Origin of the sequence: Pectobacterium jejuense (assembly GCF_026800125.1) — a bacterium.
GTDB classification, from domain to species: domain Bacteria; phylum Pseudomonadota; class Gammaproteobacteria; order Enterobacterales; family Enterobacteriaceae; genus Pectobacterium; species Pectobacterium jejuense.
The window spans coordinates 81,750-93,479 of record NZ_JAPQKX010000011.1; the positions used below are offsets into that span (position 1 = coordinate 81,750).

General features: G+C 53.3%; 8 protein-coding genes. 3 read left to right on the forward strand and 5 right to left on the reverse strand.

The features are described from left to right. Positions 1-49: 49 nt before the first annotated feature. Positions 50-1,243: an alpha/beta hydrolase gene (locus tag NXT09_RS18740; RefSeq protein WP_268580844.1), complete on the reverse strand. Its 1,194-nt coding sequence runs from the start codon at positions 1,241-1,243 to the stop codon at positions 50-52. Positions 1,244-1,454: 211 nt separating this feature from the next. Here NXT09_RS18740 and NXT09_RS18745 point away from each other — a divergent pair, with 211 nt between their 5' ends. Continuing rightward, positions 1,455-2,189, forward strand: coding sequence for an FCD domain-containing protein (locus NXT09_RS18745; RefSeq protein ID WP_233955531.1), 735 nt, complete (start codon positions 1,455-1,457; stop codon positions 2,187-2,189). A 274-nt stretch (positions 2,190-2,463) separates the two neighbouring features. Then, on the forward strand, positions 2,464-3,660 hold the full coding sequence (gene uxuA / locus NXT09_RS18750) for a mannonate dehydratase (protein ID WP_268580845.1): 1,197 nt from the start codon (positions 2,464-2,466) through the stop codon (positions 3,658-3,660). Between the two features lie 103 nt (positions 3,661-3,763). On the opposite strand, the gene pelI is transcribed toward uxuA, so the two are convergent. Further along, positions 3,764-4,807, reverse strand: a complete 1,044-nt coding sequence (gene pelI, locus NXT09_RS18755; RefSeq protein ID WP_268580846.1) for a pectate lyase PelI — start codon at positions 4,805-4,807, stop codon at positions 3,764-3,766. 577 nt (positions 4,808-5,384) lie between these two features. Between pelI and NXT09_RS18760 the strand changes: the two genes are divergently transcribed. After that, positions 5,385-6,593 carry a glycoside hydrolase family 28 protein gene (locus tag NXT09_RS18760; protein ID WP_205552868.1) on the forward strand — a complete coding sequence of 403 codons (1,209 nt, stop codon included), beginning with the start codon at positions 5,385-5,387 and terminating at the stop codon, positions 6,591-6,593. A 94-nt stretch (positions 6,594-6,687) separates the two neighbouring features. On the opposite strand, the gene NXT09_RS18765 is transcribed toward NXT09_RS18760, so the two are convergent. The 3 genes from NXT09_RS18765 to NXT09_RS18775 are packed head-to-tail and all read right to left on the reverse strand — an operon-like array spanning position 6,688 to position 11,484. Next, complete coding sequence (locus tag NXT09_RS18765; RefSeq protein ID WP_268580847.1) at positions 6,688-7,857, reverse strand: HlyD family type I secretion periplasmic adaptor subunit; 1,170 nt, start codon at positions 7,855-7,857, stop codon at positions 6,688-6,690. Between the two features lie 11 nt (positions 7,858-7,868). Then, positions 7,869-10,007 (reverse strand): type I secretion system permease/ATPase, encoded by a 2,139-nt coding sequence (locus tag NXT09_RS18770; RefSeq protein ID WP_268580848.1) that lies wholly within the window; start codon positions 10,005-10,007, stop codon positions 7,869-7,871. Between the two features lie 37 nt (positions 10,008-10,044). Continuing rightward, complete coding sequence (locus tag NXT09_RS18775) at positions 10,045-11,484, reverse strand: TolC family outer membrane protein (protein WP_268580849.1); 1,440 nt, start codon at positions 11,482-11,484, stop codon at positions 10,045-10,047. Positions 11,485-11,730: the final 246 nt, after the last annotated feature.

Here is an 11,730-nt window from a genome sequence, read left to right on the forward strand (position 1 = left end):
TACCCGCCCTTGATGACCAAATGATGACAACTCCCCGTTTTCGGTAAGGCTATTGCGCGTCCAGTACGTTGGCCATGATCTGATTTTGCCAATCGAAGTAGGGGTTAAAGGTCAGGCGCACATGGGTTTTGCCATTTTCGACGTATCCCCAGTCGGAATACCACAGCGTGCTGCGATCCTGACAGGTTTTCAGATCGTTCAGGGGTTGGCCGTTGGCGCAGATGACGATCGCGCCGGTTTTGCCGTATTCCTTATTGTCTGGTGAGAACAGGAGCGACATGTGCGAGAACTGGCTGATGCGCCAGTCGGGCAGCGAGCCTGTCCGCACCAACACGCGTGAGGAATGGATACCGGCAGGGCGATCGCCATACCAGATCAGGCGGCTGCGTGGGTGGGTAAACTGTTTATCGAACGCATCGACAATATAAGTCGTATCGACGACGGAATCATGTTCCGCCAGCACAATTAGCACCGGTTTGTCATACGGCTTTTTGGCAAGCTCTGAACGCACACCGCTGCTGGAATAATAATATTGGGCGAAGCCGTTGGTCGGCACGCGCATATAGCGGGTTGCCAACTGCTGAGGATAGCCAGGGCGCGGCGGCATCAGCCAGTCGGTAAACACGGACAGCACCGGGGCCATGAAGGCGTATTTTTCGTTGGATTTAATTGCGGGGGAGAACAGCACTAACCCTTTGATTTCAGGATGCTGCAAGGCGTATTCCAGAACAAGATTGCCGCCGGTGGAGAAACCGCCCAGATAAACCTCATCGACCTCTTTGCTGAGGATGGCCGCCTGCTCGGCGACCACGTTGCGCCAGTCATCTACGGTAACGTGCAACAGATCTGAGGGGCGGGTGCCATGCCCCGGCAACAGTACAGTTCTGACCAGAAAGCCTTGTTCGACCAATTTCGGGGTGATGTCAGTGAATGAACCGGGTGAATCACCCAGTCCGTGCACCAATAAGATGGCTTTCTGCGGCTTACCGAGCGGGCGGGTTTCACTGGGCGTATTCCAACGTAATTCCAACTGCTTATCCGTGGTTTGAAAGGCGCGGTGCTCAGCGACCCAGCGCGTAGTGTCTTGCTGGTAACGCTCGAATGAGGTTTGCCCTAATGGCGCGATGTCGCGCGGACTGCTGTTGCATCCCACCATGAACAGTACGCCGATGAGAACGAACAGACCTGCCATCACCCGTTTCCAGACTGCCCACGAAACGAACCGGAATACGCTTATTGTCATTTATGCTCCTTGCCTTTTGGCAATATCAATCTGATCGCTAACGGGATAATGGCGCGTTGACAACACTATATCCGAAATCATTTCGTATGCAGATTGCTCAACGTGCGGCGCTGTATGGCTTCATGTTATACTTCAGACAACTCTGGCGTTTTTTCTGTCTTTTGGTCAGGCCAATATTACGATGGCCGATGTTGAATAAAGGGATGGCGGTATGCGTTTATATCAGCAGATTGGCGACAATCTTCGCGCGGAAATTCTGAAGGGAAACTATCAGATTGGCGACCGCTTGCCTCCCGAGCGTGATATTGCTGAAACCTACAACGTCAGCCGCAGCGTGGTGCGTGAAGCGCTGATTATGCTGGAGCTGGAAAAACTGATTGAGGTGCGCAAAGGCTCTGGCGTTTATGTCATGCAGTTGCCGAGCGCGCAGGGAAAAGACAGCGTGGTGGACAGCGGCTATGGCCCCTTCGAGCTGATGCAGGCGCGTCAGCTGCTGGAAGGCGAAGTCGCGGCGTTTGCCGCAATGCAGGCGACCAAGAGCGACATTGTGAAAATGCGGCAGGCCATTGAACAAGAACGGGCGTCGCTTGAGAACGGCAGCGTGGATGAAAGCGCCGATGAACAATTCCATTGCCTGCTGGCGCAGTCTACCCAAAACAGCGTCTTAGCCAATATGGTGTATGAGGTGTGGCAGGCGCGTAAACGCAGCCCGATGTGGCAAGGCATTCACTCCCATACCGACGATTTCAGCTATCAGCGCCAGTGGCTGGACGATCATGAACAAATCCTGCGTGCCGTGTCTCGTCGCGATATGAACATGGCGCGTCAGGCAATGTGGCAGCATCTGGAAAACGTAAAAATTAAGCTGCTGGAAATCTCGAACGTGGACGATCCGGCGTTCGACGGCTACCTGTTCGAGTCTGTTCCTTCCCGTTTGGAATCCTAACTCTCCTCCTGCGTTTCCTTTCCCGTGTAACTTTTCTTTCCGGCAGCGCATCGGCGTACGGAGAGAAAAGATATCAGACCAAATAATCGATTTCTGACTTTCTCTCGCATGATTTCAGCCCGTATACGCATTATGTCAGTCCAAAATGCGAATTTTTTGTGTAATTGGTCAATCAATTCGTGAGTTTCGTTTGACAGCCTGTCCCGGTGAGGTAGGCTTTTCCTATTCTCGACGACAACTCACTATCTTGACGAAAATAAAAGGGTAACTCGGTATGGAACAAACCTGGCGTTGGTACGGCCCGAACGATCCTGTCTCACTGGATGATGTTCGGCAGGCTGGAGCGACCGGCGTGGTGACGGCGTTGCACCACATCCCCAATGGCGAAATCTGGTCGGTTGAAGAGATTGAAAAGCGCAAAGCCGAATTGAAGGCGAAAGGGCTAGTGTGGTCGGTGGTGGAAAGCGTACCGGTTCATGAAGAGATCAAAACCCAGACGGGGAATTATCAGCAGCATATTGCCAATTACCAGCAATCGCTGCGTAACCTGGCGCAGTGCGGCATTGATACGGTGTGTTATAACTTCATGCCTGTACTGGACTGGACGCGAACCGATCTGGAATATGTCCTGCCGGATGGCGCAAAGGCGCTGCGTTTCGATCACATTGCCTTTGCCGCCTTTGAACTGCATATCCTGAAGCGTCACGGTGCTGAAAAAGATTATACGGCGGATGAACAGGCACAGGCTGCCGGCTACTTCCGTGCGATGAGTGAAGAAGATATCGCGCGCCTGACGGGCAACATTATCGCCGGGCTGCCGGGCTCTGAAGAGGGCTATACGCTGGAGCAATTCCGTAGCCGTCTGGCGGAATATGATGGTATCGACCATGCGAAACTGCGCGAGCACCTTGGGTATTTCCTCCGCGAGATTGTGCCCGTTGCTGAAGCCGCCGGCCTTCGCCTTGCTATTCACCCGGACGATCCGCCGCGCCCGATCCTTGGGCTGCCGCGCGTGATGTCCACGATTGACGACATGCGCTGGCTGAAACAGACGGTCGATAGCCTTCATAACGGCTTTACCTTCTGCACAGGATCGTACGGCGTGCGTGCCGATAACGATCTGGTGACGATGCTGGAAACGTTCGGCGATCGCGTGCATTTCACCCATCTGCGTGCCACCTGTCGGGAAGACAATCCCAACTCGTTCCATGAAGGGGCGCATTTGCAGGGGGATGTGGACATGGTGGCGATTATCAAAGCCATTCTGGCGGAAGAACTACGGCGTCAGAAGGCGGGCGATCGCCGTCCGATCCCGATGCGGCCAGATCACGGGCATCAGATGCTGGACGATCTGAAAAAGAAAACCAACCCCGGCTACTCAGCAATTGGGCGGTTGAAAGGGCTGGCGGAGCTGCGCGGCGTCGAGCTGGCGTTGAAACGCACGCTGTTTACCGAATTGCAGCAAGGGTGATGAAATGAAACAGACCGTGCTTGAATAAGCACGGTCTGCAAGTGACTGATGCGTCAGGACCCCAGAGGGGGTATTAATTTATATGTGAATTCTGCTGGCAGAATTACAGAGCTTTAACGTTTGAACGGCTGACTTTGCAGTTCTTGGTATCCCACTGCTCGTCATGTTTTGTTGGTGTGCCTTTGCCTTTTTCTACACCAGTAAACTCTTCACAGATTTTAGGTTTACCTGCTTTGTAGTTTTTAATACGCAAATCACGGATTTCAGCGACATCACCAAAGTTACGGTTTACGCCAGCGATGCTGTCGATGGTGCCGTTAACAGTTGCGCTGATGATGGTGAGGTTACGTGGGCCACCGTTGTTGGTGCAGTCACCACAAGAACGCCACAGTTTGCCGTGTTGGCCAGTCAGGGTGAAGTTGCCCTGTACGATAGTGTGACTGTTCTTGGAATTCTGTTGCAGCACTTTGTCCGGCTTGCCACCAGGGCCATTGGTGGTGTTATGTGCAACACCGCCGACGATGGTCATGGTTTTACCCAGGTTGGTTGCTGCATCTTCACAAACGTCTTCCCAGATCACGTTTTCAATACGGCAGTTGCCTGACTTACAGTGGATACCGTCAGAACCGCCTTTTTCAGAGATGCGCAGGTTCTTAATGGTGGCATTTTCCAGCGTGATAACCGGAGGCTGTTTATCACTGTCGCCTTTACAGCTCAGACCCAGAGTAATACCACCGCAGTCGACGGTTTTATCTTTAATTACCGCTCCCGCTTTACATTCTGGACTGGCTGCTTTAAGCGGCGCTGCACGTAATGGCGCAGGTGCCGTTGAGGCGGCATTAGATTTCAGAACGCTATTATTACCGCTAACGGTATCCACCCAATACCAATAGTCTGACTGTGGATTGGCGGTTAAATCGGTAAAGGTTCTGTCGCTGGAATTGAGCTCTGCGATTTTTTCGCTGCCTGCCTGAGCACTACTGGTGCTGCGATACACATCCTGGCGAACAACATTGCCTGCATCGGTAGACCAGCTTAAATAGGTGGCATTGTCTTTTTTCAGCAGCATCAACATGGTGTCATCAGCCTGAGCCTGAAAAGAAATAGCAGCGGTGCATAAAAATATCGGTGTTAAATACTTAAACATGTGTTTTTCCTTGTAAATTAAACGGATATTTTTTCTCTTTATTTATTCCAAATAAAGAGGGAGTCCTTGCGCATCGAAAAGGATTATATAGCAGAGAATATGAAATGAATAATAATTCGAAGAAATTGTTGAGATTAATCAGGTTATTTAATTTAGTCTGTTATTATTTTATATTTAATTTTATTTGTAGTTTATTATATTTCATTTAATTATTTTCTAGAAATTAATAAACATTCGGAAGGTTCTTATTAAGAATAAGAAAAGTGAAGGGTGTGGCGAGGTGAAAATCTTATCACTCGCCTACTGCTGTACGTGACGGGATTCGATTTGTTTCTACGTTTCGTTGATGTGCCATTTAATTTTCTGGTGATAATTTAACCACGCGTAAAACTGAATGCTTTTCTTGATAAACATCAGCAAAGTTTTATGTAAATGGACTTTTATTAATCTACATATTCATGTGCGACAATTTTTAGTTTCTATAAAGGTGTTTCATTTTTCTTAATTAAATAAAGAAAATGCGTCATTCCTTTTTAGTCACAATAAAATTGCGGATATCTATAAGGTAAGGTTTGACATGGAATACCAATCAGGCAAGCGAGTTTTATCACTATCATTGGGGCTATTAGGTCTGTTCAGCGCATCGGCGTTTGCTTCTGACTCACGAACGGTGAGTGAACCGAAAGCACCGTCTTCCTGTACGGTGCTTAAAGCGGACAGCAGTACGGCCACAAGTACGATTCAAAAGGCTCTGAATAATTGCGGACAAGGAAAAGCGGTAAGGCTGAGCACAGGGAGTTCGTCCGTCTTTCTGAGCGGTCCGCTTTCTCTGCCTTCTGGCGTGAGCTTATTAATCGACAAAGGGGTGACCTTACGTGCTGTGAATAACGCCAAGTCTTTTGAGAACGCGCCATCATCCTGCGGCGTCGTTGATAAAAACGGTAAAGGCTGTGATGCGTTTATTACTGCTACGAGTACGACAGGTAGCGGAATCTATGGGCCGGGCACTATTGATGGGCAAGGCGGCGTGAAGCTTCAAGATAAAAAGGTGAGCTGGTGGGATTTGGCCGCCGATGCCAAAGTGAAAAAGTTAAAGCAGAATACTCCCCGGCTGATTCAGATTAATAAGAGCAAGAATTTCACGCTGTATAATATCTCTCTCATTAATTCCCCGAACTTCCACGTCGTGTTCAGCGATGGTGATGGTTTCACCGCGTGGAAAACCACGATCAAAACACCTTCCACCGCCAGAAACACCGATGGTATCGATCCGATGTCGTCAAAAAATATCACTATTGCCCACAGCAATATTTCGACGGGTGACGATAACGTGGCGATCAAAGCCTATAAAGGCCGTGCCGAGACGCGCAATATTTCCATTTTGCATAACGAATTCGGAACAGGCCACGGTATGTCGATCGGCAGCGAAACGATGGGGGTTTACAATGTCACCGTCGATGACCTGAACATGAATGGCACCACGAATGGCTTACGTATTAAGAGTGACAAGTCGGCTGCTGGGGTGGTCACTGGCGTTCGGTATAGTAATGTCGTCATGAAAAATGTGGCGAAACCGATTGTGATTGATACGGTATATGAGAAAAAAGAGGGAAGTAATGTTCCTGACTGGAGCGACATTACGTTTAAAGATATTACGTCCCAAACCAAAGGCGTAGTGGTACTGAACGGCGAGAACGCGAAAAAGCCGATAGAAGTCACCATGAAGAACGTCAAACTGACGAGCGACAGTACATGGCAAATCAAGAACGTCAACGTTAAGAAATAACGCGGTTAAGACATCGTTCTGTCATAACAGCGCCGCGCGGGGAACCGTGCGGCGCTGCTGTTTGTCACTTCCACTCGTTGTTCCGGGGGCGAGTTTAACGCTCACGCAGCGCTTCATTGACCTTGTTCAGCGGCTTAATCAGATAGTCCATCACGCTTTTCTGACCGGTTTTTATCTCAACGCTGGCGACCATACCGGGCACGATGGGGAATTTTTCCCCAGCTTTGTTGGTCAGCTCCGCCTGCGTGGTGCGCACATAGACCCGATAATAAAACTGATCGCGCCTGACTTCGTCCTGAAGGGTATCCGGCGACACGCTTTCGACTTCGCCCGTTAAATTGCCGTAGATGGAAGAATCATAGGCGGTGATTTTTACCGTGGCGGGCAAACCCGGCCGGATATAGGCAATATCGCGCGGATTGATGCGCGTTTCGATTAGCAACTGATCTTCCAGCGGTACGATTTCCATCAGCTTACCGCCCGGTTGCAGCACGCCGCCCACGGTCGTTACCTGAATGTCTTTCACAATTCCACGTACGGGTGACGTGATGGTGGCGCGCTTGAGCTGGTCGGCTTTCCCACTGACCACTTCCATCTGCGCTTCCAGATCGGCGTTGTTTTTGACCTGTTCTTCCCGCGCCCGCACGGCATATTGGTTGTTGGCTTCGTCAATTTTGCCGCGGATTTCGCTAATCTGCCTGCGTAATCGAATCACCTCGACGGCGCTGGCGGCACCGCGCTGCACCAGCGGTTCCGTCATCCGCAGCTCTTGTTCCACCAGCCGCATAGACTGTTGCAGGTTGGCGACCGTTTCATCGCGATTGCGCAAGCGTGATTCATAAAGCTGGCGTTCGCGTGCGGCCAGCGCCGGTTCCTTCATGGTTTCTTCGCTAAATTTTAGCGGTGCACCGCTGAGCTCGGCGTGCAGGCGTTCGGCGGAGGCCCGCAGCGTCTGCACGCGGGAGAAGGCTTCGCCGTAGACGGACTGGAAGCGGTTGATGTCCAACTGCGCCAGCACCTGACCTTTCTCGACGACGTTACCCTGTTGCACATACAGCTGGCCGATGATCCCGCCATCGAGGCTTTCAATCACCTGCGCGCGGGTCGACGGCGTGACTTTGCCGCTCCCGACGGAAACCTCATCCAGCACGGCGAATTGGGCCCAGATACAAAACGCGATCAGCCCCAGCAGGCTGAGCCAGATAATGACGGAGACGCGTCGTCCCTGGCGTTTCAGGTCATCATGGATAGTGATGCTACTCATTGTATTTCCCCTTACGCCACGCTCTGTGCGGTATCTGTCGGTTTGCTGACCGCTTTCAGGATCTGATCGCGCGGGCCATCTGCCACGATGCGCCCGCCGTCCATGACAACCACGCGATCAACCAGCTTGAGCAGCGCCGGGCGGTGTGTCACCAGCACCAATGTGCGGCCCGTGAGCCAACTGCTTAATTGCTGAATAACGTGGCTTTCCAGCTGTTCATCCATCGACGCGGTGGGTTCATCTAGCAGCACGATCTGGGGATTGCGCAACAGCATCCTGCTGAGCAGAATCATCTGTCGCTGTCCGCCAGATAAACCGCGCCCGCCTTCATGAATGATGCGATCCAAGCTGGAAGCATCCTGTTGGATCAGGCTGAGCGCACCGCTAATGCGCAGCGCCTGCAACAGTTCCTGCTCGGTAGCATGCGGGTTACCTAGCATCAGGTTTTGCCGCAGGCTGCCGAAGAACAGGCGCGATTCCTGTGATAGAAAACCCAGTTGGCGGCGGACATCGGCCGGATCGATCTGGCTGATATCAACGCCGTCAATAATGACCTTGCCGCGCGTCGCGGTTGCCTGATTGGCAAGCAGCTTGAGCAGCGTGGATTTCCCCGCGCCGACCTTACCCAGCAGTGCCACTTTTTCGCCCGGTTTGATTTCCAGCTTACCGACCTGCAAGGCGGTATCGCCCTTTTCGGGGTCGTAGCTGTATTGCACGTTGTGCAGCTGGAAGTGCCCCTGAAGGATCGGGCAGTGCGCCATTTTGCCGTCTTCCGGCCGATCCAGCGGTTTTTGCAGGATGTCATCCAGCCCGGTCATGGCGGTTTTCGCATGTTGCCAGCGGGAGAACACCATTGTTAGCTGCATGAGTGGGGCGATGGTGCGGGAGGAAAGCAGGCTACAGGCCACAAGCGTACCGGTGGTGATATCACCTGCCATCACCAGATAGCAACCGAAGACCAGCATGCCTGCGTAGGTAAGCTGTTGAACGGTCGATGCCCAGCCGCTGAGCCGTGCCCCCCACACGCGCTGCTTCATCCCGATGGCGGCGCTGACTTCGTGTGTTTGCTCCCACTGGCGCTGAAAGTAGGGTTCGGCCTGCAACGCTTTAATATCTTCGATCCCTTCGATGGATTCGACCAGCACCGCATTGCGCAATGCGCTTTCACGCATCCCTTCTTTGGCGAGCTTCGCCATCGGCCATTGCAGCAGCAGGCCGGGGATCACAATCAGCGGGATCGCCAGCATGGGAATGAACACTAGCGGGCCGCCGATCATCGCCATGATGCCGAGAAACAGCAAGACGAACGGCATGTCAGCGGCCGCCCCGACGGTTGTGGACGTCAGCAGTTCACGCACCTGATCGATTTCCCGCAGCTGCGAAATAAACGAGCCGGTGGATTTCGGCCGAGCCTCATTTTTTATCGCCAGTGCGCGGGCAAATAGCATACCCGACACGTTAAGATCGATGCTTTTTCCCATCAGATCGGAGACGATGGTGCGCGACAAACGGATGGCGTACTCCAATGCTGCAGCCAGCAGCACGCCGAAAAATAGCACCCACAGCGTGGGAATCGACTGCGCCGGAATCACGCGGTCATACACCTGCATGGAGAACAGAATCCCCGCCAGCGCCAGAACGTTACCCACGATAGAGGCCAGAGAGATTTCCCCGATCTGTCGTTTTGCGCCGCGAAAGTGTTGCCAGAACCAGTGCTTGCGGTACGGTTTGACGAAATCATCAATGCGGGTATCGCGGCCACGTTCCGCGATGCCGACCAGTACGATAATCCCCTGGCTGTGTTTGATGAGTTCCGTCAGTTCGGCTTCGCGCTGAAGATCGCCGCCGTCATTCAGCCAGTAGGTGGCGATGCCTTCGTCATTCAATGATTCGATGACGATCACGCCGCCGTCATCGGTCTCCGCTAGTACCGGTAGGATCTTGTTGCGCCAGCGGAGTTTCTCCGTGTGGCGCAGGCTGATGCTCAACCCCATCAGGTGGCTGATTTGTTCTAACTGGCGGGCAATCGGCTGCTGTTCGTACCAGCGCATCTGCTGGCGAACCGACTGCGTATCCACCACCTGTCCATAGTGAGCGGCGGCGCGAGCCATCGCGGCAATCCAGACTTCAGTTTGGGTAACGTGTGTCATTGATATTCCTGCATGTTCTTATCCGGCAGGAGCCGGCTTACAGCGACGGTAACGTCTCGCCAGTGGCTTGATGACGCTCAATACCCAGCATATCCAGCAGATTATCGACGGCCGCGGCGTAGTTAACCGTCGCCTCCCAGCCGTCGTATAACGCGCCGATGCGTGAGGTTTCGGCCTGCAACACGTCTTGTTCCACGCTGAGCAGATCGTTCAGGCTGCGTTTGCTGAGCTTGTACTCATCCTGATAAACATTGCGGGTGTAGGTCGCGCTGGTGATTTGCTGCTGGCTGGCTTTTTCACGCTGCTGCGCACCGATGAGATCGGCATAGGCCGTTGAGGCCTTCTGGTTCATATCCAGCTTTGCCGCTTCAACTTCGGCCTGCGCCGCTTCGCGCGTGCCTGACGCGGCATCAACGCGTGCGCTGACGGCACCGCCCTGATAAAGCGGGGCTTCTACCACCAGCTGTAGCTGATCGTCCCAGTAATTACGCCTGTCGGTTTCATAGCGGGTGCGACCTGCCTGCACGGCAATGGTGGGAAAGTGTTGCGCTTCTGCCTGACGAATCCGGTGGCGTGAGGCCTCTTGCTTGGATTGCGCGCTCAGCACCGCATTACTCTGCTGGTACGGGAGTGCCTTGAGCGTAATCTTTTGTTGCAGCAGCGCGCGTGGCAGATCGGGCAGGGCGGTAGGGAGAACGCCGGTCAACACGCTGAGCTGCGCCAGCGAGGAACGTTCCAGCGCACGGTATTGCTCCAGCGTCGCCCTCATACCCGCGATGCGGGTTTCCGCTTGCAGGATATCGGATTGGGTACTGAGACCAGCCTCGGCGCGGAGCGTCGCGGTGTCTTTTACCACACTGAGCGACGTGATATTGCGCTCGGCCGCCAGACTCAGTTCCTGATAGCGTTTGACTTTCAGGTAGGTGAGCAAGGTTTGCTGACCGACCGTGGTCATGGTGCCGTAGAGCTGATAGCGATAAGCATCTGACAGGCTGTGCTGCTCATCAATGCTGCCGCCTGTCTTACCGAAATCGTACAGGAGCTGTTTTAGCGTAAGACCCGCCGTAGAATTGTTGCTCATCGTGCCGCCGGTATCACTTTGATCTGACCGACCGACATTACCGCTCAGGCCGATTTGCGGGAACCAGGCGCTTTGTGCCACGCGCAGATCGGCTTCGCCGACGCGAATTTGTGCCGAGGCCTGTGCGATTTGCGGATTGCGCGCGAACGCGCGAAGAATGGCTTGTTTGAGGTCCAGGCTATCGACCTGCTGCTCTGTCGGTGCGGCGGACCAGTCAAACGCGACGGCCTGAGCGAACGTCGGCGAGCTATAGAAGAAAGGAAGACTACCGCAGGCCAGTCCGATCGCCAGCCCGACCGTCAGCACACCGCGCGGTGTGTGATGGCGTAATGTGCGCGTCAAAAAAGCGCGATTGCGTTGAAAAAACATGCCCCTGATAAAAAATGGTTTGTGCATCAATGACCCCTGTTTTCATCACTCTTTGTTTTAGTTCCTTTAAAGGAGGGAGAGGGCGCGCTGGCAAAATGCGTTAATACCCCTTCCTCTCTCCCTCTTCGTCATATTTCCATGCTGCCGTTGAGGTTGTTTCGTGCGCGATAATGGCGCTATTTTTATGCTACCTCGTAGCACGCGCCCGACTCGGGACGGCTCAAACGCCGCTCGCCCCGAGACCCCAGGCTTTTGGCGGAAATTATGCCGCTT

Coding starts and splice junctions, on each gene's coding strand:
- pelI (WP_268580846.1), bottom strand. CDS start 4,807: ATGTTTAAGTATTTAACACCGATATTTTTATGCACCGCTGCTATTTCT.
- NXT09_RS18770 (WP_268580848.1), bottom strand. CDS start 10,007: ATGACACACGTTACCCAAACTGAAGTCTGGATTGCCGCGATGGCTCGC.
- NXT09_RS18775 (WP_268580849.1), bottom strand. CDS start 11,484: ATGCACAAACCATTTTTTATCAGGGGCATGTTTTTTCAACGCAATCGC.
- NXT09_RS18760 (WP_205552868.1), top strand. CDS start 5,385: ATGGAATACCAATCAGGCAAGCGAGTTTTATCACTATCATTGGGGCTA.
- uxuA (WP_268580845.1), top strand. CDS start 2,464: ATGGAACAAACCTGGCGTTGGTACGGCCCGAACGATCCTGTCTCACTG.
- NXT09_RS18765 (WP_268580847.1), bottom strand. CDS start 7,857: ATGAGTAGCATCACTATCCATGATGACCTGAAACGCCAGGGACGACGC.
- NXT09_RS18740 (WP_268580844.1), bottom strand. CDS start 1,243: ATGACAATAAGCGTATTCCGGTTCGTTTCGTGGGCAGTCTGGAAACGG.
- NXT09_RS18745 (WP_233955531.1), top strand. CDS start 1,455: ATGCGTTTATATCAGCAGATTGGCGACAATCTTCGCGCGGAAATTCTG.